The sequence below is a fragment of the Bradyrhizobium sp. genome (assembly GCF_052389815.1).
Classification (GTDB): Bacteria; Pseudomonadota; Alphaproteobacteria; order Rhizobiales; family Xanthobacteraceae; genus Bradyrhizobium.
Genome location: NZ_JBQTHN010000011.1, coordinates 1 through 23509 on the forward strand (window position 1 = coordinate 1; position 23509 = coordinate 23509).

20 protein-coding genes, 1 tRNA gene and 2 pseudogenes are annotated in these 23509 nt (G+C 64.9%); 12 read left to right on the forward strand and 11 right to left on the reverse strand.

Features of this window, described 5'->3' with window-relative positions; genetic code table 11:
• Positions 1-189: 189 nt before the first annotated feature.
• The 5 genes from ACT4OC_RS03065 to ACT4OC_RS03085 all read right to left on the reverse strand — a co-directional run bounded on the left by ACT4OC_RS03065 (position 190) and on the right by ACT4OC_RS03085 (position 6677).
• Positions 190-1674, reverse strand: a complete 1485-nt coding sequence (locus tag ACT4OC_RS03065; RefSeq protein ID WP_444837537.1) for an AMP nucleosidase — start codon at positions 1672-1674, stop codon at positions 190-192.
• 280 nt (positions 1675-1954) lie between these two features.
• Positions 1955-2743 (reverse strand): energy transducer TonB, encoded by a 789-nt coding sequence (locus ACT4OC_RS03070; protein ID WP_444837538.1) that lies wholly within the window; start codon positions 2741-2743, stop codon positions 1955-1957.
• 13 nt (positions 2744-2756) lie between these two features.
• Positions 2757-3224, reverse strand: a complete 468-nt coding sequence (exbD, locus tag ACT4OC_RS03075; protein ID WP_444837539.1) for a TonB system transport protein ExbD — start codon at positions 3222-3224, stop codon at positions 2757-2759.
• Positions 3225-3228: 4 nt separating this feature from the next.
• The gene (exbB, locus tag ACT4OC_RS03080; protein ID WP_444837540.1) at positions 3229-4119 is read right to left on the reverse strand and encodes a tonB-system energizer ExbB; all 891 of its coding nucleotides are present in this window, start codon (positions 4117-4119) and stop codon (positions 3229-3231) included.
• Positions 4120-4349: 230 nt separating this feature from the next.
• Positions 4350-6677 carry a TonB-dependent receptor gene (locus ACT4OC_RS03085; RefSeq protein WP_444837541.1) on the reverse strand — a complete coding sequence of 776 codons (2328 nt, stop codon included), beginning with the start codon at positions 6675-6677 and terminating at the stop codon, positions 4350-4352.
• A 639-nt stretch (positions 6678-7316) separates the two neighbouring features.
• On the opposite strand from ACT4OC_RS03085, the pseudogene ACT4OC_RS03090 reads away from it, so the two are divergent.
• A pseudogene (locus tag ACT4OC_RS03090) lies at positions 7317-7421 on the forward strand (invasion associated locus B family protein); the annotation flags it as partial.
• 114 nt (positions 7422-7535) lie between these two features.
• Here ACT4OC_RS03090 and ACT4OC_RS03095 read toward each other — a convergent pair.
• Positions 7536-7658 (reverse strand): hypothetical protein, encoded by a 123-nt coding sequence (locus tag ACT4OC_RS03095; protein ID WP_444837542.1) that lies wholly within the window; start codon positions 7656-7658, stop codon positions 7536-7538.
• Between the two features lie 22 nt (positions 7659-7680).
• On the opposite strand from ACT4OC_RS03095, the gene ACT4OC_RS03100 reads away from it, so the two are divergent.
• Together ACT4OC_RS03100 and ACT4OC_RS03105 are read left to right on the forward strand one after the other, a co-directional pair.
• A complete protein-coding gene (locus tag ACT4OC_RS03100) occupies positions 7681-7929 on the forward strand; it encodes a hypothetical protein (RefSeq protein ID WP_444837543.1) in 249 nt (82 codons plus the stop codon).
• A 145-nt stretch (positions 7930-8074) separates the two neighbouring features.
• Positions 8075-8512, forward strand: a complete 438-nt coding sequence (locus ACT4OC_RS03105) for a VOC family protein (protein WP_444837544.1) — start codon at positions 8075-8077, stop codon at positions 8510-8512.
• A gap of 51 nt (positions 8513-8563) precedes the next feature.
• On the opposite strand, the gene ACT4OC_RS03110 is transcribed toward ACT4OC_RS03105, so the two are convergent.
• Entirely contained in the window at positions 8564-8983 is a 420-nt protein-coding gene (locus ACT4OC_RS03110; protein ID WP_444837545.1) for a VOC family protein, read from the reverse strand.
• Between the two features lie 171 nt (positions 8984-9154).
• Between ACT4OC_RS03110 and ACT4OC_RS03115 the strand changes: the two genes are divergently transcribed.
• A tRNA-Gln gene (locus ACT4OC_RS03115) sits at positions 9155-9228 on the forward strand.
• Positions 9229-9554: 326 nt separating this feature from the next.
• On the forward strand, positions 9555-11891 hold the full coding sequence (locus ACT4OC_RS03120) for a DNA/RNA non-specific endonuclease (RefSeq protein WP_444837546.1): 2337 nt from the start codon (positions 9555-9557) through the stop codon (positions 11889-11891).
• Between the two features lie 27 nt (positions 11892-11918).
• On the opposite strand, the gene ACT4OC_RS03125 is transcribed toward ACT4OC_RS03120, so the two are convergent.
• Both ACT4OC_RS03125 and ACT4OC_RS03130 read right to left on the reverse strand, forming a co-directional pair.
• Positions 11919-14240 carry a xanthine dehydrogenase family protein molybdopterin-binding subunit gene (locus ACT4OC_RS03125; protein ID WP_444837547.1) on the reverse strand — a complete coding sequence of 774 codons (2322 nt, stop codon included), beginning with the start codon at positions 14238-14240 and terminating at the stop codon, positions 11919-11921.
• A gap of 62 nt (positions 14241-14302) precedes the next feature.
• Positions 14303-14824 carry a winged helix-turn-helix transcriptional regulator gene (locus ACT4OC_RS03130; RefSeq protein ID WP_444837548.1) on the reverse strand — a complete coding sequence of 174 codons (522 nt, stop codon included), beginning with the start codon at positions 14822-14824 and terminating at the stop codon, positions 14303-14305.
• An 83-nt stretch (positions 14825-14907) separates the two neighbouring features.
• Between ACT4OC_RS03130 and ACT4OC_RS03135 the strand changes: the two genes are divergently transcribed.
• Entirely contained in the window at positions 14908-15726 is an 819-nt protein-coding gene (locus ACT4OC_RS03135; RefSeq protein ID WP_444837549.1) for a dienelactone hydrolase family protein, read from the forward strand.
• A 9-nt stretch (positions 15727-15735) separates the two neighbouring features.
• On the opposite strand, the gene ACT4OC_RS03140 is transcribed toward ACT4OC_RS03135, so the two are convergent.
• Entirely contained in the window at positions 15736-16992 is a 1257-nt protein-coding gene (locus tag ACT4OC_RS03140) for an MFS transporter (RefSeq protein ID WP_444837550.1), read from the reverse strand.
• A gap of 174 nt (positions 16993-17166) precedes the next feature.
• Positions 17167-17343 (reverse strand): annotated as a pseudogene (locus tag ACT4OC_RS03145) (PAS-domain containing protein); the annotation flags it as partial.
• 345 nt (positions 17344-17688) lie between these two features.
• Between ACT4OC_RS03145 and ACT4OC_RS03150 the strand changes: the two are divergent.
• The 6 genes from ACT4OC_RS03150 to ACT4OC_RS03175 all read left to right on the forward strand — a co-directional run bounded on the left by ACT4OC_RS03150 (position 17689) and on the right by ACT4OC_RS03175 (position 23488).
• Positions 17689-19485, forward strand: a complete 1797-nt coding sequence (locus ACT4OC_RS03150; protein WP_444837551.1) for an ATP-binding protein — start codon at positions 17689-17691, stop codon at positions 19483-19485.
• A 139-nt stretch (positions 19486-19624) separates the two neighbouring features.
• Positions 19625-19939 (forward strand): hypothetical protein, encoded by a 315-nt coding sequence (locus ACT4OC_RS03155; protein WP_444837552.1) that lies wholly within the window; start codon positions 19625-19627, stop codon positions 19937-19939.
• Between the two features lie 197 nt (positions 19940-20136).
• Positions 20137-20433, forward strand: coding sequence for an acyl carrier protein (locus tag ACT4OC_RS03160; RefSeq protein WP_444837569.1), 297 nt, complete (start codon positions 20137-20139; stop codon positions 20431-20433).
• Between the two features lie 9 nt (positions 20434-20442).
• Positions 20443-20913, forward strand: a complete 471-nt coding sequence (locus ACT4OC_RS03165) for a 3-hydroxyacyl-ACP dehydratase FabZ family protein (RefSeq protein WP_444837553.1) — start codon at positions 20443-20445, stop codon at positions 20911-20913.
• Entirely contained in the window at positions 20910-22100 is a 1191-nt protein-coding gene (locus tag ACT4OC_RS03170; protein WP_444837554.1) for a beta-ketoacyl-ACP synthase, read from the forward strand. The genes ACT4OC_RS03165 and ACT4OC_RS03170 overlap by 4 nt, the downstream gene beginning before the upstream one ends.
• 116 nt (positions 22101-22216) lie before the next feature.
• Positions 22217-23488, forward strand: a complete 1272-nt coding sequence (locus tag ACT4OC_RS03175) for a beta-ketoacyl-ACP synthase (RefSeq protein WP_444837555.1) — start codon at positions 22217-22219, stop codon at positions 23486-23488.
• Positions 23489-23509 lie beyond the last annotated feature (21 nt).

The window sequence follows — 23509 nt, forward strand, 5'->3', positions numbered from 1 at the left end:
GAACTCGATCGCAACCATGCGCGTGCGTCTGATCCGAGAGCTCATCAAAACCTTGCCGCGATGTCCTTGCTGCGGCGCCATCGCAGCATCAAATGGACGCCGACGCCCATGACGCAGTAAGATTAGCGCCAGCGTAATCCGCCATGGTCCGCGGTGACGCTGCGGATTACGCTTCGCTCGCCAGACCAGCTATTGAAAAGCGACCTCGGCGAAGCTTCGCAGCTTGCGTGAATGCAGGCGCTCCGATTCCTGGAGCTTGAGCCTCTCCAGCGCCTTCAGCCCGATCTCGAGATGTTGGCCGACACGCCGGCGGTAGAACTCGCTCGCCATGCCCGCGAGCTTGATTTCGCCGTGGAGCGGCTTGTCGGAGACGCAAAGCAGGGTGCCGTAGGGAACGCGAAACCGGTAGCCGTTGGCGGCGATGGTCGCCGACTCCATGTCGAGCGCGACCGCGCGCGATTGCGAGAGCCGACGGATGATCGATGGACCGCTGATTTCCCAATTGCGGTTGTCGACGCTTGCAACGGTTCCGGTACGCATCAATCGCTTCAGCTCGAAGCCCGAAAGCCCCGTGACCTCGCCGACCGCCTGTTCGAGCGCGACCTGCATCTCGGCAAGCGCGGGTATCGGCACAAACAGCGGCAGTTCGCGGTCGAGCACGTGGTCCTCGCGGACATAGCCATGCGCGAGCACGTAGTCGCCCAACCGCTGCGTGTTCCTGAGGCCGGCGCAATGCCCCAGCATCAGCCAGGCATGCGGCCGCAGCACCGCGACGTGATCGGTGACATTGCGCGCGTTGGACGGGCCGGTGCCGATGTTGATCAGGGTGATGCCGCGGTCGCGCGGCTCGACGAGATGGAAAGCCGGCATCTGCGGCATACGCTCGGGCGCCGTCCCGACCGTGCCGCCGCCAAGACGACCGTTGCGGGTCATCACGTTGCCCGGCCCGACGAAGGCTTCGGGCCCGGCCTGGCCGGTCGCGAGGCGCTGCCGGCACAGCTGTGCGAAGGCATCGACGTAGAACTGATAGTTCGTGAAGATCACGAAATTCTGGAAGTGCTCCGGGTCGGTGCCGGTGTAGTGATAGAGCCGGCGCAGCGAGTAATCCACGCGCGCCGCCCGGAACAAGGCAAGCGGCTCCGGCGCTCCGGGCAGCAGCTCGAATGTGCCGTCGGCGATCGCGTCGTCCATCGCGGCAAGATCGGGTGTGTCGAACACGTCGCGCAGCAATCGCGTGACGACCGCGTCGTCGTTGACCCGAAGCGAGACTTCTATGTTGATGTCGCGCCGAAAGGCGAAGTGAATCGGGATCGGTTCGCTCGATTCGCCGATTTCGACCGGCACGCCGTGGTTTTCGACCAGCAGCCGGATTTGCTCGGTGAGATAGTTCCGGAACAGGTCGGGACGCGTCACGCTGGTCTCGTGCACGCCCGGCCCCGCGACGAAGCCGTAGGCGAGGCGCGAATCGAGGCGCGCATAGGTCGAGGTCGTGATCCGCACAAAGGGATAGAAAGCGCGCACCCGCGCCGTGAGCGCTCCGCCATGGGCATAGGCCTCGAACCGATCGCGGAGGAATTTCGTGTTGCGCTCGTAGATCTGCTCCAGGCGATCGACCGCGGCGCTTGCGTCTGTGAACGCTTCCGTGGCGATGGCCGGGGGAGTTTCAAGCAGCATGGCTGGACACTTTTCGTGTAACCCACGCAGATTCGCGGGCCGGACCAGTGTAGCGCAATCCGCCAATCCTTTCGCGGCCACACGGCGGATTGGCGCCAGCGCAATCCGCCTTTCCTTCCGCGGCGGCCTCAACCACGTCATGGCCGGGCATAGCCGTCCGAAGGACGGCGTCGCTTCCGCTCGCCTATGGCCGGCCATCCACGTCTTTTGACGCCGAAGAGAAGAAAGACGTGGATGCCCGGGTCAAGCCCGGGCATGACGAACCGCGACACGCGGTTCGTCACTTCTTCTCGTTGAAATTCACGTTCAGGCTGTAGCTGAAGGTATCGTCCGTCAGCTCGGCCGGCGGGCGAGGCACGGGATCGCTGCGGCGGATCATGTCGATCGCGGCCTCGTCGAACGCGGTATCGCCCGACGATTGCAGGACGCCGACCTGCACCACGTTGCCGAGGCGGTTGAGCGTCAGGTGGACCTTGACCGTGGCGGTCTTGTTCTTCTTCACCTTGGGATAGCGCTTGTGCAGCTCGAAATAAGCGCTGATCTGCTTGCCCCAGTCGGCCGCGAGCTTGCCCTTGTCCTTGCCGATGCCGAGGTTCGGGGCCCGCGCCTTCTCCGCTTCCGGCGCCTTCTCGTCGAGCGTCTGGCGCGAGGTCGCTTCCTGCGCCACCGACTCGGTCGAGGCCGCGGTGGCGACCGCGGCTTCCTTCGGCTCGTCTTCCTTCGGCTTGTTGGATTCGTTCTGCGTGACGATCCGGTCGGGGTCTTCGGCTTCCTGCGGCGTGTCCTTCGGCAGATCGGTCTGCTTCACCTCCGCCTTCTGCTCGTTGAGCTGCGGCGCGGCGGCGGAAGGATCGCTGTCGGGTCCGGGCGGCAGGTCGTTCTGCTCGACATGGGGCGAAGCGAGAAGCCCGATCTCGATCGCGTTGGCGCCGAGAGAGTCGTCGAGCCCGTCGGTGCGCAGGTGCGCGACCGCCAGCGCCGCGCCGCAAAGATGCAGCGCGAGCGCGCCGGCCGCGGCGCACACCCATAGCCGCTTCGACGGCTTCGGCTCGTTGTCGAGATCGGACATAGCGGTCGGCCCCTCAGGGCTTGGGTGGTTCGGACGCCTGCGCCGGCGCGGCCGATGGAACCTCGAGCGCGACCAGCTTGAGCTTGGTATAGCCGCCGGCGCGCAGGATTTCGAGCACGTCCATCAGATCGCCATAAGGAACCGCCTTGTCGGCGCGCAGGAAGACGAAGCGGTCCTTGCTGTTGTCCGGGGCGGCATCGAGGGTAGCGACCAGCTCGGCGCGCTTCACCGCCGTTTCGCCGACGGCGACCGTGAGATCCGGCTTGATGCTGACATAGGTCGGCTTGTCCGGCTTCTTCTGCGCCACCGCCGAGGAGGTCGGCAGGTCGATCGGAAGGTCGACGGTGGCGAGCGGAGCAGCCACCATGAAGATGATCAGCAACACCAGCATCACGTCGATGAACGGCGTGACGTTGATCTCGTGGGTCTCGGCGAAATCGCCCTCGTCGTCGAACTCGCTGCCTGCGATCGAGACTGCCATCGCCCTACTCCGCCGCCGCGCGCGGCATCGCGCCGCCGCTGACATGGGTGCGGTCGAGATCGCGCGACAACAGCCGCGCCGCCGCGCCCGAGGCGCGGTTGACGAGCTCGAGATAGCCTTTCGTCACCCGCGCGAAGTGGTTGTAAATGATGACCGCCGGGATCGCAGCGACCAGACCGATCGCGGTGGCGAGCAGCGCTTCGGCAATGCCGGGGGCGACGATGGCGAGATTGGTGGTCTGCGCCTTCGAGATGCCGATGAAGGAATTCATGATGCCCCACACCGTGCCGAACAGGCCGACGAAGGGCGACGTCGCGCCGATGGTGGCGAGCAGGCCCATGCCGAGGCGGACGCGGCGGGCTTCCGCGCGCACGATCTCGGCACAACTCGATGCCGCCCGCTCCTTGATGCCGGCGTCGCTGGAAATGCCGGCCGACAGCCGCGCCTCGCGCATGCAGGCAGCCAGCAGCGACGGCAGCGCGCCCTCCTTTGAGCCGAGCGCGAACTGTGCCTCGGCGAGCGAGCGCGCGTCGGAAATCTTCTTCAACGCAGAGCGCACTTTCCGCTGCACGATCGACAGCTCGATCAGTTTCGCGATGAAGATGGTCCAGGTGATGAGCGAGGCGAAGGCCAGGCCGATCATCACGCCTTTCACGACGACGTCGGCCGACATGAACATCGACCACGGCGACAATTCCTTGGGGACGTTGATCGTCAGCCTGGTCGATGCGCCCTCGGCGGGCGCAGCGGAGGGGCCTGCCGGCGCCGAAGGCAAGGACTGGGGTGCGGCCGGCGCGGCTTCAGATGCCGGTGCGCCGGAGGGCTGCTGGGCGACCGCAGGCGCGGTGAGCGCCAAAATCGCCGCGATCGCCAATGTGAGAACCGATTTATGCATCGCCACGCTCATCCTTCAGTTCGCCGGCCACATCCGCGCGGTGGGCGGTAATATCCTGCCCCCTTAACCCGAAACCTTGGCACCGACCGCAGCGAAGCGCGCTATCGACCCCATAGCATCGCGAACCGGGGATGCCGTAACACGCCCGAGGCGAGGAAAAAAGGCGAAACCCGGCCAACACGTGTCATCGGGACTTCCCGGTCAACCCGGAACCCGGCGTCCGTTCGGCCTCAGAACTTCGCGATCGCGGTCAGACGGACGGTCCGGGGCTGACCGGGCGAAATGTTGTTGTTTGCGTGGGCGGTCGCCCAATAGGCCTCGTTGAAGATGTTCTCCACGTTCAACTGGACGCGCCACATCTCGTCGATCTTGGCATAGACGGCGGCATCGACGCGGACGAAGCCAGGCAGGCGCACGGTATCGTCGGATGACGCAAAGGAGTCTGAGAAATAAATGACGCCAAGCGCCGCCGCCCAGGTCGGGTTGAACTGGTATTTGTTCCACAGCGAAAGCTGGTTGTATGGCACGAGCTGGACGCGATTGCCGGCGACGATCGGCGGGTTCACGGCGGGCCCGGTCAAGTCTTTCGCGATCCGCGCATCGGTGTAGGCATAACCCAGCACAGCCTGCCAATCCGGCGTAACATAGCCCGTCAGCGCGGTCTCAAAGCCGCGAACAATTTGCGAGCCGCCGGGGATAGATCCTGCCGCCCCGAGATTAATCGGCACGTTGGCGCGAAGGAGCTGATAGGCGGCGGCCGTAAACAACAGTTTCGGATTGATGTTCCACTTCGCGCCGATCTCCGCGTTCTCGAACCGCTGCGGGTCGAGAATGAGGGTGCTGGTGTTCAGCGCGTTGAACTGATCGCCGGAGGCCGGCAGATACGAGACGCTCCAGGCCGTATAAAGCGACAGGCTATCGATCGGCTTCACGATCACCGCGGCGCGGGGCGAGACGAAGTCATCGACCCTGCTGCGCCTGGTGTTGGTGTTCAGATCGAGCGTAGTCAGATCGAAGTTGTCATAGCGGGCGCCGACCAGAAATTGCAGCCAGCGGGTCACTTCGATCTGGTCCTGCAGATAGGCCGACTCGGTGTTGAGCCGGTGCGTGCTGTTGATATCGCTGGCGAGGTGGTTGTAGGTGACCGGGCCAAAGTAGGTCGGGTTGAACGGATTGACGATCACGGAGGCAGCGTTGCCCGGGAAGCGTCCGCTGTCGCGCAGCGTAAGGCCGGTCTGGCGGCCAAATTCCGTGCCAAAGGCGAGCGTGTGCAGGACGGGGCCAGTCGCGGTCTTGTAGACGAAGTCGGTCTGGTTGAAGGCGTTCTCGCGCGGCGTGATTTGCTGGTAGGCGGCGAGCGCAACCTGGGTCTGGGCCGTGTTCACCGCGCCGTTCGGATAGACGTTGTTGTAGCCGCGGTTGTAGTCGGAATACATCGAGCCGTTCCTGACGGTCAGGCCGTTGCCGAAATCATGCTCGATGATCGCCATGCCGGTCTGCACCTCGACCTTGGCGTTGTTGATCGGGCTGCCGAAAAAGGTCGAGAGGTTGCCGTTCGGGGCAAAGGGCGCGGTCGGGTTGAAGCGCGTCGCACCGCCCGGAAGCCCCTGCGAAGGATTGCCGCGATCGGCGAGGCGGAAGTCGTGGAAAAACTCGTAGCTCAGCTTGATCGTGGTGTCGTCGCCCGGCTTCAGCGTCACCGTCGGGTTGATGCCGTAGCGCTCGAGATGGCCGTAGTCGCGGAAAGTGTCGCTATTCTCGTACATGGCGTTGAAGCGCACGGCGACGTTCTCGTTCACCGCCTGCCCTGCATCCAGCGTCACGCGCTTGTTGTTCCAGGAGCCAACCTGCCCGGTCGCCTCGTAGATCCGCGTGCCGTCGGCTTCCTTGAGCGTGCGGTTGACGAGACCGCCGCCGGCGCCGCGTCCGAAGATCAGCGCGCTCGGCCCCTTCAGGAATTCGATACTCTGCGCGTTGTAGAGGTCGCGGAAATACTGGACATCGTCGCGGAATCCGTTGACGAAGAAATTGGCGGTGGAATCGACACCGCGGAACACAAGCTGGTCGCGGCTACCCTCGCCCTGGTGCATGATGACACCGGGAACGTAGCGGGTGACCTCGGTGATGCTCTGGAAGCTCTGGTCGCGGATGAAGTCCTTGGTCACGACGCTGACGGACTGCGGGATGTTGACCAGCGGCGTGTTGGTCTTGGTCGCCGTCGAGGTGCTGTTGGCGTAGACGCCGGACGTTCCAGTGCGCACATCCTGCGATTGGCCGAACGCCTTCGGCTCCACGCCGGCGTCGGTTCGCCGCGCCGTTTGCGCGCGCCGCCGCTGCGCCGAGCGGTCCGCGCGCTGCGAATTCGATGTGCTGGCGGCACGCCGCTTCTGCTCTGCAGGGGGAGAAACCTGGACGGGAGGAAGTTGCGAGGCTCCGGAAGATTGCGCGTGAGTCCGGCCGGGGGCCACCAGCAGTCCAAGCGCAGCACAGCTCGCCGAAAACAGCGCCGCCTTCGCAATTCGGCCGAGCCGATGCCGGTGTGAAACTGCCTCTGTCATTGCACGCCCCAAAAAATGTCGCGCGACCACCGCCGCGCAACGAATACGTTGCGCGGATTGTCGCCTGCCCTTGTTGTCATCTCTCGAACATGCGCCTGCGCGCGTCGTGAGAAGCGCGAATGAACTGTTCGTAGGTTTTCGTATCGAGCAGGCAAGGCGCGGTCAACGCGAATGCGGCGCAGTTACATTTTAATCGATCCAAAATCGATCCATCCAAATCAGAACGATTCCAAAATTGGCCGTAGACTGTTCTCTTTCTTAGAAGTTTGTTTGGAGGCGTTCTAAATCGAGCATTGACCATCACGTGAATCTTCGGATGCGTTGCCAAGTCATAACATGCGTGCGACTCGGCATTTATCCCGCTCCTACTGATGGGCCGCATCATCGGGTCCGCGAATTCGCGGTCGTGCTGGCGATGACGATCTTCGTCTCGATGCTCGTTTCGCCCACGCTGACTTGACTTTGCCGACGCCGCGACACATCCAGGAATCATTCAATTCGGAGCCGCTCGCTTGAAGAGATTTCTCCTTGCCGTCGCCATTGCGACCGCCTTGACGGGCGCAGCCCGGGCGCAACAACCCAAGCCCAAGGCGCCGCCCGTGGCGCAGAAGTCGCCCGCCACGCCGCAGGCCGAGCCTGTCCGGCAAGCAACTCAAGGTGTCGTTCCAGACGCTGGCCAAGGAGACCGTCAACATCCCGATGCCGCCCGGCGACTTCGCGACGGTGTTTGAGAAGATCAAGTAGACGGCTCCGATCTGCCGCACCGTCATTGCGAGGAGCACAGCGACGAAGCAATCCATGCCGCCGCGTGGGGACAGATGGATTGCTTCGCTTCGCTCGCAATGACGGTCGAAGGCATCACTGCCGCGCCATCTCGGCCTTGCCCACGCCCTCGCCGTCCAGCTTCTGGTCGTCATGCATGACGACGGTCACCCGCAGCAGCTTACCCGTGAACTCGAACGGCGCGGCGTAGTGCGACACCGGACTGCCGCGGTCGCGGCCGATGTCGAGGCCGGACCACGAGCTCGCCCGCGCCAATACCGAACGCGCCACCCCTCTCCTGCTTGCCGCGATGGGCAAGGGCCGCCGCGCCGCCAAGGGCCGAACGATTGCGTTCGGCTTCAAGGTCGTGCTGGGCACGCTGGTGAATGCTGTTCTCAACGATCCCGGTCCGCTGTCGCTGCATGATGCGGAGCTGGAGGTGCGGCTGGCCAATCTACTGCGGCAATTGCTCGAAGCGGAGATAGGGTGAGCCTGACACCGGCAAAACCGGTCCAAATGGCGCCGGATTGGGCATCACAAGATCGCACAAAAAGATTTCATCCCCCTGTCGGATTCCCGTTCCACCGTTCGTCCTCCTGATGAGACCCCGCCACCCCCAACCATCAGGATATCCCATGCCTTCCATCACGCCGTTCCTCTGGTTCGACAACAACCTGCAAGAGGCTGTCGCCTTCTACAAATCGGTGTTTCCGAATGCCAAGGTCGAAACCGTCAACGGCTCCATGGCGACCTTCGAGCTCGAGGGGCAGAGGTTCAACGCCTTCAATGCCGGTCCAAGACACAAGTTCAACGAGGCGGTCTCCTTCTTCATCAGCGTCGATACCCAGGAAGAGGTGGATTACTTCTGGAGCAGGCTGACTGCCGACGGCGGCGAGGAATCAAGGTGTGGTTGGCTCAAGGACAAATTCGGCCTGTCCTGGCAAGTCGTGCCCACCGCTCTCGGCCGCTACCTGAGCGATCCCGATCGCCAAAAGGCCGATCGTGCCTTGCAGGCCATGATGAAGATGCAGAAGATCGTCATCGCCGACCTCGACAAGGCATTTGCGGGCTGATCCCGACACTTGCGGCCTTCGCCGCCGCTCTGCCCATCCTGCGCTCTGCATCTAGATCTCCGCATACACCTCCAGCAGGTTGCCGTCGGGGTCCCGGAAGAACAGCGTGCGATGGCCGAACGCCTGATCGGTCGGCGGCGAGACCAGCGTGACGCCGTGGCGCAACAGCTCGTCGGCGCATCGATCGACCTCGGGCGGGGCGACCCTGAAGGCGAGCTGGAGCGACGCGCTGCCGGCGGGCGTCGGCGCATCCGAAGCCGTGCGGCTCGGCCTTGCCAGCGCCAGCGTGTTGCCGCCGATCCGGTATTCGATCCAGCCGGGCGAAAGCTCGCGCGAGAGCGGCAAGCAAAGAACGTCCTCATAGAAGCGGCGCATCGCGGTCATGTCGCGGACGAAGATGACGGTGTAGTCGATGGCGCGAATGGCCTGGAACGGCGAAGGCGGATTGGGCTTGTTCACGAGCGTCTCCATCAAGTCTGGTGAGGCAATCCCTCTGGAAAATTGCCCTTGCTTCCGTACTTGCCAAGCACAGTATCGAGCGAGTAGAACGACCCACCGGCGGGCAGCGATTTGATCCTGTTCCCGCCGCATGTGATTTACCCGGATAGCCAAATAAGCTATTGATTACACTGGGTAATCCGTTGGGGAATGGTGTAACGGTAGCACAACAGACTCTGACTCTGTTTGTCTTGGTTCGAATCCAGGTTCCCCAGCCAGCAATCGAGCGCACACTGAACTTCGATCATGTTTGCGTTCGAGCCGGCGTGGCAACTTTCCCCCTCGTCGGCGCAATGTCGCCTCATGCCAGCCGCCTGTCGCATCCCTGATGATCGAGTTAGCTGAGTTTGCGGCAGCCGCCCTGCAATTGGCGGCTGCTTCAACACAGCGCCGGTCTGCCCGGCGCTTGGCCACGGGGCGCACGCGCCACCATGTCGCGTCGCCTCGTCGCACCGCGAGCCTCTTTGCATTTGGCAGACACATCCAAAAGTCGTAGCGTAGTACTATACAATCGTGTTGCCGCATTGCCAGAGAGGTATCGATTATGGCCGATGACCCTTCGTCGACGGTCGCACTCGTTGCGCAGGAACGCATTTTCAGGAACCGCGAAACAATCAAGCAGACAATGGCCAATGTGGCCGCGGGCAACCCGCTCGCGTCGGAAAAGAGTCCGGAGCGCCTGGTCGCGCGGCTGATGGCCAAGAACCTCATGACACGCGAGGAAGCGGCGGCAACGGCCGTCGGCATTCGCGCATTTTCCGGCATGTCGGCTGCGGAACGAACGACGATGATGGCCGGCGGCGGCGAGGCCGCAGGAGCGGAAGCCGTGTGGGGCCAGACCATCGACTTCACCGGCGTATCCTTCTTCGAGCGCGGCCGGACCGCCTCGGACGCCGTCGCTCGCGTGGCGTGGAATACCGGCAGGGCGCGGGGCTCCGGCTTCATGGTTTCGGACCAGCTGTTCCTCACCAACAACCACGTCATTCCGACGGCCGAGATGGCGCGCGACCTCCATGTCGAATTCGACTACGAACTCGACATCCACGAGAACCCGCTTCGCACGTCCGCATTCTCGTTCGCTCCCGAGAGATTTTTCCTGACGGACGGCGTGGCAGGACTGGACTTCACGCTGATCGCGATCGGTGAACGCAACGGCGAGTCGCGCGAACTCGCAAGTTTCGGCTATTGCGCCCTGTCCGACGCCAGCGACAAGCATGCGATCGGCGAAGTCGTCAACGTGGTTCAGCACCCCAATGGCCGCTACAAGGAAGTCGTTCTGCGTGAAAACCGCCTGGTGGCGCGCGCGCCGCAAGCCCTGCACTACGTTGCCGACACGTTGCCGGGCTCTTCAGGCTCGCCCGTGTTCAACAACCAATGGCAGGCCGTTGCGCTCCATCATTGGGGCGGACCCTACCGCAATCTGGTCGACGATGCCGGCTACCAGGTGCCTCGCGAGGTCAATGAGGGCATCCGCATCAGCAGCATCGTCCAGGCGATCAAGGCTGCACGGAGAAATATGGCGTCGGTGCAGGCCGCCCTGATCGAGAGCGCGCTGGGCCAGTGGGAAGTCAGCCAGGGCCGCACCGAATCGATACCTGCCGCCCGGGAAGCCGCAGCGTCATCCACCGGCCCGCGCACGAACGACGATGGCTCGATCAGCTGGATCTTTCCGATCGAGATCACCGTTCGGGCACCTCTGCTTTCGGGCGCCCCGCCGGCGGCTGCTCCGGATGGTCCTGGAACGAAAGCCCTGCTGACGCCCACGGCGGCCGAGAAGCTCACGCCGAGCAACGACTACAGCGACCGGGCCGGTTATGAACCCGGCTTTATCCCGGACCACGTGGTCCCGCTACCCAAGCTCTCGTCCGCCCAGCGCGCCGACGCCGCGCGGAACAAGGACGCCCATGCGGGAGACAATCCCCACGAATTCCAGTATCACCACTTCAGCGCATTGGTGAACGCCAAGCGCAAGCTCGCGTTCGTGGCCGCCTGCAATATCGACGGCAGAACCTCGAAGTTCGTCGATCGCGATAGCGGGCAAGTGTCCGCCCTCGATCCTTCCAACCCGAAGCACGGGCTGTCGGAGAGTCTCGAGGGCGCCGAAGCAGCCGAGGAATGGTTCGATGACGACCGGCTGCGGCCTGTCGATGCCGTCGCAGGCTCGGATACCTACGAGAAACAGAATGTGCCGGGATTCCCGACCTCTACCGGGATGAAGCGCACCCTGAGGATGTTCCAACGCGGGCATCTGGTGCGAAGGCTCGATCCGGCGTGGGGCACGCCGACGCAGGCCAGGCTTGCCGAGGCCGACACCTTTCATTTCACCAACTGCGCCCCGCAGGTCGGATTCTTCAATATGGGCAGAGGCAGGCCCAACCAGCCCGGGACCGGCGGTGGGAAGCTCTGGCGCGCCGTGGAGAACCTCGTCTTGCGCAACGCCCGAACGATGCGTACCCGCGTCTGTGCATTTACCGGACCGATCTTCGCGGATGACGACCGGGAATTCCGCTCGATCCAGGTTCCGGGCCGCTTCTTCAAGATAGCCGTTTGGGCCGATGACGAAGGCTTGCGATCGCTGGCGATGATTGCCGACCAGCGGCCGGTGTTCGGTCCATGGCCGGAAGCATTGTTCGGTGCCGAGTCCATCGATCTGACCGGTGTGCCGGAAGCTTTTGGCGACGCAGATGAGCTCGAGCGTGTCGACGATTTCCTGACCACAATCAGCGAAGTCGAGCGACTGACCGACCTCGATTTCGGCGCCGCGGTCCGGCAGGCGGACGTGCGCGCCGGTGAGGCGGATGTGCGTCCGGAGCGCCTGGAGGACGTCCCGCTAAGGCCGTTGTCCGCCTCCCGGAGGTCGGGCACACGCAGGCGCAAGTGACCGACGCGGGGATCACCCCCGCGCCGGTCAGTCCGCCACCCGGCCCTGTGCCTTCCGTATCGCCTCCCACACCCGTACCGGCGTCGCCGGCATATCGATGTGCGTCACCCCGAGCGGCGCCAGCGCATTCATCACGGCGTTCATCACCGTGGCGGGCGAAGCAATCGCCCCGGCCTGGCCGCTGCCCTTGACGCCGAGGCGGTTGGCGCGGCTGGGGAAGTCCGGCGTCAGCGCGCCCTCGAATGTGGGAACGTCATCGGCGCGCGGCAGGGCGTAGTCCATCAGCGAGCCGGACAGGATCTGGCCGCTCTCGGCGTCGTACTTCGCCTGCTCGAGCAGGGCCTGGCCGATGCCCTGCACGACGCCGCCATGGACCTGGCCGAGCGTCAGGCGCGGGTCGAGCAGGCGGCCGAAGTCGTCGAAGATGACGTAGCGGTCGAGCCTCACCGCGCCCGTGTCAGGATCGATCTCGACTTCGGCAAGGTGGCAGCCGTTGGGAAAGGTGTAGAGGTCGCAGACATGCGTCGCCTTGTGCGTAAGGCCCGGCGCGATGTCGTCGCTCGGCGCCTCCCAGGAAGCGCGGGCCACGTCCTCCAGGCTGATCTCCTGCCCGGTCGCGGCGACACGCAGCATGCCCCCTTCGTAAGCGACGGCATCGACGCTGGTCTGCAGCAGCCCGGCGGCCAGCCGCCGCGCATTGTCGATCAGGCCTTCGGCCGCCATCAGCACCGCCGTGCCGCCCTGGTGCATCGAGCGCGCGCCGCCATGGCCGCCGCCGCTGTCTAGATCGTCGGTGTCGCCCTGGTGGAACTGGAATATCCCGATCGGCAAGCCGAGCGCGTCGGCGGCGATCTGCGCAAAGGTCGTCTCGTGGCCCTGGCCGTTGGAATGCGTGCCGACCTTGATGTCGATGTGGCCCGCTTCGTTGACCTGCAACTCAGCCACCTCGTTGGGCTGGCCGCGCGCGGTTTCGATAAAGCAGGCAAAGCCCTGGCCTCGCAGCTTGCCGCGCTTGCGCGAATCCCGCTGACGCGCCTTGAAGCCTTCGGCGGCCTTGACCGCGAGATCGATCGCGTGGCCGAAACTGCCCTGCTCGATCGTAAGCTCCATCGCGGAGCGATGGGGAAAGCGGCGCATGATGTTCTTGCGCCGCAGCTTCAGCGCATCCATGCCCAATTGATTGGCGGCGATATCGATGCAGCGCTCGATCAGATAGTTCGCCTCGGGCTTGCCGGCGCCGCGATAGGCATCGATCGGCGTCGTGTTGGTGAAGACGCCCTGCGTGACGAATGCAATCAGCGGGATGTCGTAGACGCCGCCCATCGCGCTGCCCATGGCCCTGGTCGGAACCCCCGGCTGCAGGGTCGAGACGTAAGCACCCATGTCGGCAAGAACTCTGGCTTCGAGCGCCTGGAACTTGCCGTCCTTGTCCAGCGCCAGGCGCGCGCGCACGACGCTGTCGCGGCCGTGCACGGAGGCAACGAAGTCCTCGCTGCGCTCGCCGATCCACTGCACCGGGCGCTTCAGGCGGCGCGCCGCCCACAGCACCAGCACCCATTCCGGATAGAGCACATTCTTCATCCCGAAGCCGCCGCCAGCGTCGGGAATGCTGACGCGAAGCTTTTCGCCGGGGATGCAGAACACGGAAGCGGCAAGCAGATCGCGGATCGCTTGCGCACCGGCGGCCGAGGCCGTCAGGTGCAGGCGATCGGTGGACGCATCGTATTCGCCGAGCGCGCCTCGGGTTTCCAAGGGTGCGGCGACCACGCGGTTATTGACCAGCTCGCATTCCACGACATGGGCGGCATCGCGAATCGCCGCCTCGACCGGCGCCATTTCGCCGCGATGGTATTCGAGCGCGACGTTATTCTGCGCCTCCGGCCAGACCAGTGGGCTCCCCGGCCGGACCGCCTCGGTGAGCGAAATGACCGGCGTGAGCGATTCGTACTCAACGATGACCGCTTCGGCCGCATCGCGCGCAGCTTCCACGCTTTCCGCCACCACGAACGCGACGGGCTCGCCGACATAGCGCACGACCTCCCGCGCCAGCGCGTGACAGGGCGGAACGATCAAGGGCTTTGCCATGGGAAGGCTGGTCACCGCGCACGGCAAGGGGCCGATGTTGTCTGCCGCGAGATCTGCCCCGGTGAGCACGGCGGCGACGCCGGGCATCTTGCGTGCCGCATCGATGTCGACCGAGACGAGGCGCGCATGCGCGTGCGGCGAGCGGACGACGAGGCCATGCAGCGCGTTCGGAGCGGCGAGATCGGCGACGTAGCGCCCCTGCCCCCGCACGAAGCGCTCGTCCTCGAGGCGGTCGATACTGCGGCCCAGCAATTTCCCGGTCATGTCAGCTGTATGGAACGGGAGCGCCGCAAAGGCAACCGCTGCACAGAGCAGCCGCACTCACCTCAGCCGGACTTGCGCCGCGGCTTGGCCGGCCCCTGGCCAGGCGTTTCTTGCGGCCACACCTCGTCGTCCACCACGTACTGGATGTCCTGCGGCTTCACCGGCTTGCCGCGCTCGTCGACCAGCATGACCCGCAGCTTCTGGCCGTTGGCGCGCGAGCGCAGGCCGAAATGCGGCTCGCCCTCGGAGAGCCATCGGTCGCCCCACTCGGTCATGGCGACGAACGGCAGCCCGAGCTGGCTGCCCATCCTGGTCAGCGGATATTCGATGCGCGCGCGCTGCCCCTCCTCGCGATATTCGCGCTTCTCCATGATGCCGGCATCGACCAGCGCGGCGAGACGGGCGCTCAGCACGCTGCGGGGCACGTCGAGCTCGGCCTGGAAATCGTCGAAGCGGCGCACGCCGTACATCGCCGAGCGCAGGATCAACAGCGTCCAGCGGTCGCCGATCAGCTCGAAGCTGCGCGCCAGGTTGCAGTCGCGGGGCTTTACCGGCGAGCGGCGGATCACGGGAGCATCGGTCATGGCGTCCATCTTCTGAGTTGCTTTTCTGGATTTAGCCTGTATAAGCCTGAGTTCATAATATGGACCCAAATGGAGTAAACGCAATGGCCGCGCGCAGCATGAACGTGGACGATCCGCTGGAGGATTTCGCCCGCCGCGACATCACGCTGAACGGGGCGGCCAAGCGCGTCTACGCCGCGGGCAACGGCCCCGCGGTGATCGTGATGACGGAGATGCCGGGCATCAGCCCGCATGTCGCCCGCTTTGCCCGGTGGGTGCGCGATGCCGGCTTCACCGTCTACATGCCCTCCCTGTTCGGCCGCGACGGCGCGGTGCCCGAGGCCGAGGAAGGCGCGAGCGTGTTCCAGCGCGCCTGCATGAGCGCCGAATTCCGGGCCATGGCGGCCAACGCATCGAGCCCGGTGACGCAATGGCTGCGCGCGCTGGCGCGGCTGGCACACGAGGAATGCGGCGGCCCCGGCGTGGGCGCCATCGGCATGTGCTTCACCGGCAATTTCGCGCTGACGATGATGCTGGAGCCGGCCATGCTGGCGCCGGTGCTGTCGCAACCCTCGCTGCCGCTGCGCGAGCCCGCGGGCCTCGAGATCGCGCCGGATGAGCTTGCCGCGGTACGCGAGCGGCTCCGCCGCGAGGACCTCACCGTGCTCGCCTATCGCTTCAAGGGCGACAAGATCTGCCGTGCCGAGCGCTTCGCTGCCTATGCGGCGGCGCTGGGCGACCGCTTCATCGGCCGCGAGCTGCCGGATGAGGCCGCGGGCGGCGACGTTTCGCCGTTCTTCGCCCGCCACGTCCCCTACCCGCATAGCGTCGTCACCCAGCATCTGATCGACGAGGCCGGCCAGCCGACGATCGCCGCCCGGGACGATGTGCTGGCTTTCTTCAGGATGCGGCTTGCGCCCTAGCGCCCGCGCCTACCGCACATTGGCCGGCGCATGCACCGGCCACAGGTCCGATCGCCAATGCGCGAGGATCGCCAGCGTCATGGCAAGTCCCGTCGCCGCGTAGAGCGTGCCCGTGGCGGCAAAGCCGATCTCCTCGATCAGGCTGCCGGCGGCGAGCAGCCCGAGCGGCAGGCCATAGATCACCATCATGCGTACGCCCATCACCCGGCCGCGAAGATGCTCGCCGGCGGCGCGCATCAGGATCACGGCGACCGAGATCATGGCAAGGCTCTGGCAGAAGCCCGTCAGCAACAGGCAGACGATCGCCGTCGGCACGGTCTGCATCTGCACGAACACCAGCAGCGCCGCGTACCACGCCACGGTCGAGGCGATCATCAGCCGCGCCACGCGGACGCCGCCGATCATGCTGAGCCCGAGCGAGCCCGCGAGCGAGCCGATCGCAAAGCTCGCCGAAAGATAGCCCAGTCCGGTCTGGTTGGTGCCGTAGATCGTCTTCGCAATGTAGGGCAACAGGCCGTTCGAGAGCGGATAGGCGGTCAGGTTGACGAGGAAGGCGACCCACATCGCCGCCTGCATCCGCGGCGTGGTCCATATGTAGGCCACGCCCTCCTTCAGGTCGCGCAGGGGCGAGGCGCGCAGCACGTCGCCGGCCGCATCCGTCACCGGATGCTGCTTCGGCGCCACCACGCACAGCGTGAGCAGCGTGGCCACGATATAGAGACAGACGATCACGGCGTAGGCCACGCCCATGCCGAGCGCCGCGAACAATCCGGCGCCGGTGAGCGCGCCCGCAATACGCGCAGTGTCCATCGTGGTACGAGAAACGCTGATGGCGCCGATCAAGAGATCGTGCGGCATGATGGTCGCCACCAGCGCGCCGCGCACGCCGAGGTCGGACGGCCTGACCAGACCCATCAGGATCGCAATGATGAAGACGTAGAGCGGGCTCAAGGTGCCGGTCAGCACCAGCGTCAGCAGCGCCGCCGCCAGCACCGCATAGGTCGCGCGCATCATGGCAAGCAGGTCGCGGTGGCCGATGCGGTCGCCGACCACGCCGAACATCGGTGCGATCAACGTGCCGACAAATCCGAACGAGGCGTACAGCGTCAGCAGCAGCACCGATCCGGTCTCGACCAGCACGTACCAGCCGAGGATGATCTGCTCCATCTCGAACGCCCACGACGTGAGCAGATCGGCCGGCCACTGAAAGCGGTAATTCCGGATACGGAACGGGGCGAGCGCGGAAGGGCGCGCAGTCTCGCTCAAAGCTCGATGCCGCGGATCATCGCGTTCCACCCTGCCCGTTTTCTTGTTGGCCGGGAACGGCCCGGCGGCGAGATCGCTTTGTGGAAAACTATGCCGCCGCTCCAAGCCGAGTCAATGACGCGAGCATGCGCTGCGCGCGCGGGCAAATGCAGCAGCGGAGTATCTTCAGGCTGCGTCGCGGAACAGCACTCGGTTCGGCAGCTCAGTCAGCGCGTCGTAATGCGCGAGCTGCGCGATCCTCTCCTCGGCACGCTTGCGCGCGGTGATGTCCTCGATGGTGGCAACCCATCCGCCCGACGGCAGGGGCTTGTCGACGATTTCGATGGCGCGGCCGCCCGGCGACTCCGATACAGGTGGAAGTGGCGTTAGGACTTGCGGTTAGCGGCGGGTTAAAGGTTTCGGGCAAGCTAACATCGCCGGTGCGCGAGGCCCGATCGTTCCACGCATCTTGTCGCACCAAGCTCGGCGAATAGTGAACGACTCGTTAACGCGCGGGCCAGCGCTCGAGAAGCGCCGGAAAGCCGGGCCTTTTGCGGCAAATCCCCGTGCGGAGATCAGTGAACGTTAATCGTAGCCGTCGACGATCGCGCGCGCCGACCGGTTTGGGAGGCCGGAATCCGCCTGCTTAACAATTTGTCCAGTCTGGCCCCCGATAATGCCGGCGTCATCGCTCTGGAACTAATCGGAAATATCGCTGTGACATCATTTGGACGTGTGATCTCCGTGCGCGGTTCGCTGGCCCGGGTGGGGCTGCTGGCGACCAGCCACATGCCCATGTCGGAAATGCGCGCCACGGTAGGCCGCTTCATCTCGATCCGCTGTGCCTCATCGACCATCGTCGCCATGATCACCGACGTGACGACGGAGGACGTGCCGACGTCGGACAAATACGTCGCCAGCGCCGGCGTCGACCTGCTCGGCGAAATCCTCGGCGGCGAGCGGCCGAAATTCCAGCGCGGCGTCACCAACTATCCGACCATCGGCGACACTGTCGACCTCATCACCGCCCAGGAGCTGCGCACCGTCTACGCGCCGAGCGGCGCCGACCAGATCAATGTCGGCACGCTGCAACAGGACCGTTCCGTCATCGCCTATGTCGACGTCGAGGAAATGCTGTCCAAGCACTTCGCGATCCTCGGCTCGACCGGCGTCGGCAAGTCCACCGGCGTGTCGCTGCTGCTCAACGAAATCCTGAAAGCGCGGCCGAACCTGCGCCTGTTTCTGCTCGACGTGCACAACGAATACGGCCGCTGTTTCGGCGACAAGGCGCTGGTGCTCAACCCGCGCAACCTGAAACTGCCGTTCTGGCTGTTCAATTTCGAGGAAATCGTCGACGTGCTGTTCGCGGGCCGTCCCGGCGTGCCCGAAGAGCTCGACATCCTCGCGGAAGTCATTCCGATGGCGAAGGGTATCTATACCCAGTACCAGAACGCCGATCGCATCGGTCTGAAGCGCATCGATCCCAAGCAGGTCGGCTTCACCGTCGATACGCCGGTGCCGTACCGGCTGCAGGATCTGGTCTCGCTGATCGACGAGCGCATGGGCAAGCTGGAGAACCGCTCCTCGCGCATCATCTATCACAAGCTGATCTCGCGCATCGACACGGTCAAGAATGATCCGCGCTACGCCTTCATGTTCGACAATGCCAACGTCGGCGGCGACACCATGGCCGAAGTGATCAGCCATCTGTTCCGCCTGCCGGCCAACGGCCGGCCGATGACGGTGATGCAGCTCGCCGGCTTCCCGGCGGAAGTCGTCGACAGCGTCGTGTCGGTGCTCTGCCGCATGGCATTCGACTTCGGCCTGTGGAGCGACGGCGTCTCGCCGCTGCTCTTCATCTGCGAGGAAGCGCATCGCTATGCCTCGGCCGACCGCAACATCGGCTTCGGCCCGACCCGCAAGGCGATCTCGCGCATCGCCAAGGAAGGCCGCAAATACGGTGTCTATCTCGGCCTCGTCACCCAGCGTCCGGCCGAGCTCGACGCGACCATCATCTCCCAGTGCAACACGCTGTTCTCGATGCGCCTTGCCAACGACCGCGACCAGGCGCTGCTGCGCTCGGCGGTCTCGGATGCGGCTGCGAACCTGCTGTCCTTCGTGCCGTCGCTCGGCACCCGCGAGGTGCTGGCCTTCGGCGAAGGCGTGGCGCTGCCGACGCGGCTGCGCTTCAAGGAAGTGCCGCCGCACCAACTGCCGCGCAGCGAGGCGACGATCCGCACTGTGCCGTCGGTCTCCGCCGGCCACGACATGCACTTCGTCAGTGCCGTGCTGGAGCGCTGGCGCGGCGCGACCTCGCAGCGCGAGGTCGCCAACGATCCGACCTTTGCCTCGGCGCCGCGCTCGTTCGAGCCGCGCGCCCCTGAACCGCGTTATGAACCGCGCCCGGCCGAACCGCGCGCGCCGGAGCCGCGCACGGTGGAAGCCCCGATGCTGCAACCCTCGCTCGGCCTCGATCCCGACCGCTTCTCGCTCCTGAAGAAGCCGCTGCGCTAGCCGCCCTGCGCCGAGGAGTTCCACCACGCCATGGCGGGCGCGGCCGGCCGATCGCGTCGATGTTGCGACAACATTCACTGTGAGCCGCGCGCCTCACGTGCTAGAAGCGATGCCGGGAGACGTGTTCGGACCGGCAGCAGTGAAAACCCAGCGGCCCATCAGCCCGGATGACGACCATCGCGTCGTCAAATTCCGGCCTCGTACCTCGGCCCAACCGCCGGGCCGGGCGGCGCATGAAGCCGCCGACCTCTCGCACTACGAGCGCAAGGGAGAGGAACCGGACGACTTCCGCCACCGCATGCTGGCCAACCTCGCCGCATTCGCCTTCACGGTCGCGCTGACCGCGATCGGCATCTGGCTTGCGCTCAGCATCGCCGAGCTGCGCAAGACCCAGGATTGCGTGCTGATGGGGCGCCGCGATTGCGCCCAAATTTCCTCGATCCCGCGCGGCTGATTTTCGCGCTGCCCCCGCGGCCCGATTTTGCAGCCGATTCCGCCTTGGCAGGACCGGCCAAGCTCCATTGAACTAAGGCGCACGCTCCGTTATACGGGCTCTCGACTCCGGATCAGGGAAAATGGGCATTCCGGGGCGACGGGTCCTCGACGTCTCCCACATCATCGGAATTATCCCAGTATATCAAAGGCTTAATGATGTCTTCAACATTCGATCAGATCGCCAACATTATCGCTGAGACCTGCGACATTCCGCGCGACACGATCAAGCCGGAGAGCCACGCCATCGACGATCTGGGAATCGACAGCCTGGACTTCCTCGACATTGCCTTTGCCATCGACAAGGCGTTCGGAATCAAGATGCCGCTGGAGAAGTGGACCCAGGAGGTCAACGACGGCAAAGCCACCACTGAACAATATTTCGTGCTGAAGAACCTCGCCGACCGCATCGACGAACTGGTCGCGGCCAAGAGCGCGGGCGGCGTTGCCACCTAATCGCCGGCCATGAATCTTGATTATTTCCAGCTGATCGATCGCATCGTCGACCTCAACCTCGACAAAAAGACGATCACGGTCGAGGCCCAGGTTCCCGAGAAGCATACCATCTTCGAAGGGCATTTCCCGGGCTTTCCGATCATGCCTGGCGTCCTGCTGACCGAGGCCATGGCGCAGAGCTCCGGCTGGCTGATCCTTGGCGTGCTGAAGTTCGAGCGCATGCCGTTTCTTGCCATTGTGAAGGAGGCGAAGATGCGGGGATTCGTCAGTCCCGGCCAAGTGCTGACGATCGAGGCCAGGCTCGAGCATGAGGGCTCCGGTTTCGCCGTCACCAAGGCAAAGGGCCGCATCGGCAAGGACATGAAATGCAGCGCTGAAATCACCTTCGGCCTTGCCCCTTTCCCCGATCCCACTTTTCGCACGCACATGGACGCGATGGCCCACAAGATCGGCTTTCCGCTGCAGGCAATCGCGCAATGACCGGGCCCAAGGAAGTATGGATCACCGGCATCGGCATCGTGTCGTCGCTGGGCGAAGGGCTGGATGCGCATTGGGAGGCGCTGAATGCCAGGCGCGTCAACGTAGACGAGGCGCGCTTTGCGCCCTACCCCGTGCACCCGCTCGCTCCGGTTTCGTTCGACGCGCAGATCCCCAAGAAGGGCGACCAGCGGCAGATGGAGGCGTGGCAGCGCATCGGCGTTTATGCCGCCGGCCTTGCGCTCGACTCCGCCGGCGTCAAGGGCAAGCCTGAAATCCTCTCCCGCATGGACATGATCGTCGCGGCCGGCGGCGGCGAGCGCGACATTGCGGTCGATCTCGCCATCCTCAACGCGGATGCCAAGGGCAATTCGGCGCCCGGCTTCCTCAACGAGAAGCTGATGAACGACCTGCGGCCGACGCTGTTTTTGGCGCAGCTCTCCAACCTGCTTGCCGGCAACATCGCCATCGTGCATGGCGTCTGCGGCACCTCGCGCACCTTCATGGGCGAGGAAGCAGCTTCGATGGACGCGGCGCGGATCGCGCTGGCGCGCATCGAGGGCGGACAGAGCGACATCGCCCTCGTCGGCGCCGCCCATAGTGGCGAGCGGCCGGACCTCCTTATCCTCTATGAATTTGGCGACTTCAATCTGACGGGCAAATACGCTCCCGTGTGGTCGCGCGACAAGGCGCATGGCGGCTTCGCGCTCGGCTCGGCCGGCGCGTTCCTGGTGCTGGAATCGCGCGAGCACGCCGAGGCGCGCGGCGCCAAGCCCTATGCCAGGCTGAGCCGCGTGGTGGCCGACCTCGCGCAGCGCAAGCAGCCGGGCGCGGTGACCAGATCGCTGGAAGCGATGTGGCCAAAGCTCGGTCTCACCGACGATACAGGCTATCTGATTTCCGGTGCGACCGGCGTCGAGCCGGTAACTTCGGAAGAGAAGGCCTTCCTGCAGAAGCATCCGGGTTACGCGGTGCGTGCCACGGGCAGCATCTTCGGCCACACGCTGGAGACCCAGTTTCCGCTGGGCCTCGCGCTCGCGGCGCTCTCGATCTCGCGCGGCGCGCTGTTCCCGCCGAACGACTCCAGCGGATTCGAGGTTGAAAAGGCCGGCTCGCCGAACCAGATTGTCGTCGAGGGCGCCGGCCATTGGCAGGGCGAAGGCCTGGCTTTGGTCGAAGCGGTCAAGTAACGCGGGCATGATCCGGAAAAACTGGAAGCCGGTTTTCCGTCAAGATCATGCTCCAGGCGAAATGCGCCCGATCCGGCCTCGTGCAGGATCCTGCGCCAGACATTGACGGGGGACACATGTCAGCACCACGCGATAAACTGGGGCGGCCGATCGTCGTCGTCACCGGCATGGGTGTCGTGACCTCGCTCGGCGCCGGCAAGAAAGACAATTGGGACAAGCTGACCGCGGGCGAATCCGGCATCCGAACCGTGACGCGGTTTCCGATCGACGGCCTGAAGACCACGATGGCCGGCACGGTCGATTTCGTCACCGCAGACTCATCGACCGCTCTCACCGAGCGTCTCGCCCACATCGCGACGGATGAAGCCCTCGCCCAGGCCTGCATCGGCGCCAAAGGCGATTTCCCGGGTCCGCTGTTCCTGGCGGTGGCGCCGGTCGAGGTGGAATGGCCGCAGCGCTTCGAGGTCGGGCGTGCCGTCGGCCTGAAGGAGTTCGGCTATCCCGATATCCTGCGCATCTCCGGCGGCAGCCGGTTCGCCAATTTCCATCATCGCTTCATGTTCGGCTCGGTCGCCAACAGTCTCTCCGAGACTTATGGCACCAAGGGTTCGCCGATCTCGTTGTCCACCGCCTGCGCCTCCGGCGCGACCGCAATCCAGCTCGGCGTCGAGGCGATCCGCCGCGGCGAAACCGATGCGGCGCTGTGTGTGGGTACCGACGCCTCGGTCAACCCCGAGGCCATAGTCCGCTTCTCGCTGCTGTCGGCACTGTCGACCCAGAACGACCCACCGCAAGCGGCCTCAAAGCCGTTCTCCAAGAACCGCGACGGCTTCGTCATGGCGGAAGGCGCCGGCACGCTGGTGCTGGAAAACTACGAGGCGGCCGTCGCCCGCGGCGCGAAGATCCTCGGCGTCGTCGCCGGCTGCGGCGAGCTGACCGATTCCTTCCACCGCACCCGCTCTTCGCCCGACGGCAAACCGGCAATCGGCTGCGTATTGAAGACGCTGGCCGATGCCGGCATGGCGCCGGAACAGATCGACCACATCAACGCCCACGGCACCTCGACGCCGGAGAACGACAAGATGGAGTATCTGGCGACCAGCGCCGTGTTCGGCGAGCACACCTCCAAGATCCCTGTAACCTCGAACAAGTCCGCGGTGGGTCACACCATCTCGGCGGCCGGTGCGGTCGAAGCCATCTTTTCGCTGCTGACGCTCGAGCATCAACGCATCCCGCCGACCCTCAACTACGAGAATCCGGATCCCGCGATCCCCTTCGACGTGGTCGGCAACAAGTCGCGCGATGCCAAGGTCACCGCGGTCATGTCCAACTCGTTCGGTTTCGGCGGGCAGAATGCCTCGCTGATCCTGACGCGGGAACCGGCCTGAGCGACGCCGCCATCGGCCCAC

What these genes read in the sequence shown, in the direction of transcription:
- ACT4OC_RS03135 (WP_444837549.1), top strand. Translation starts at nt 14,908, where the DNA reads ATGGCCGCGCGCAGCATGAACGTGGACGATCCGCTGGAGGATTTCGCC.
- ACT4OC_RS03170 (WP_444837554.1), top strand. Translation starts at nt 20,910, where the DNA reads ATGACCGGGCCCAAGGAAGTATGGATCACCGGCATCGGCATCGTGTCG.
- ACT4OC_RS03110 (WP_444837545.1), bottom strand. Translation starts at nt 8,983, where the DNA reads ATGGAGACGCTCGTGAACAAGCCCAATCCGCCTTCGCCGTTCCAGGCC.
- ACT4OC_RS03165 (WP_444837553.1), top strand. Translation starts at nt 20,443, where the DNA reads ATGAATCTTGATTATTTCCAGCTGATCGATCGCATCGTCGACCTCAAC.
- ACT4OC_RS03105 (WP_444837544.1), top strand. Translation starts at nt 8,075, where the DNA reads ATGCCTTCCATCACGCCGTTCCTCTGGTTCGACAACAACCTGCAAGAG.
- ACT4OC_RS03130 (WP_444837548.1), bottom strand. Translation starts at nt 14,824, where the DNA reads ATGACCGATGCTCCCGTGATCCGCCGCTCGCCGGTAAAGCCCCGCGAC.
- ACT4OC_RS03120 (WP_444837546.1), top strand. Translation starts at nt 9,555, where the DNA reads ATGGCCGATGACCCTTCGTCGACGGTCGCACTCGTTGCGCAGGAACGC.
- ACT4OC_RS03070 (WP_444837538.1), bottom strand. Translation starts at nt 2,743, where the DNA reads ATGTCCGATCTCGACAACGAGCCGAAGCCGTCGAAGCGGCTATGGGTG.
- ACT4OC_RS03085 (WP_444837541.1), bottom strand. Translation starts at nt 6,677, where the DNA reads ATGACAGAGGCAGTTTCACACCGGCATCGGCTCGGCCGAATTGCGAAG.
- ACT4OC_RS03100 (WP_444837543.1), top strand. Translation starts at nt 7,681, where the DNA reads ATGTCGAGGCCGGACCACGAGCTCGCCCGCGCCAATACCGAACGCGCC.
- ACT4OC_RS03125 (WP_444837547.1), bottom strand. Translation starts at nt 14,240, where the DNA reads ATGACCGGGAAATTGCTGGGCCGCAGTATCGACCGCCTCGAGGACGAG.
- ACT4OC_RS03160 (WP_444837569.1), top strand. Translation starts at nt 20,137, where the DNA reads ATGTCTTCAACATTCGATCAGATCGCCAACATTATCGCTGAGACCTGC.
- ACT4OC_RS03065 (WP_444837537.1), bottom strand. Translation starts at nt 1,674, where the DNA reads ATGCTGCTTGAAACTCCCCCGGCCATCGCCACGGAAGCGTTCACAGAC.
- exbD (WP_444837539.1), bottom strand. Translation starts at nt 3,224, where the DNA reads ATGGCAGTCTCGATCGCAGGCAGCGAGTTCGACGACGAGGGCGATTTC.
- exbB (WP_444837540.1), bottom strand. Translation starts at nt 4,119, where the DNA reads ATGCATAAATCGGTTCTCACATTGGCGATCGCGGCGATTTTGGCGCTC.
- ACT4OC_RS03175 (WP_444837555.1), top strand. Translation starts at nt 22,217, where the DNA reads ATGTCAGCACCACGCGATAAACTGGGGCGGCCGATCGTCGTCGTCACC.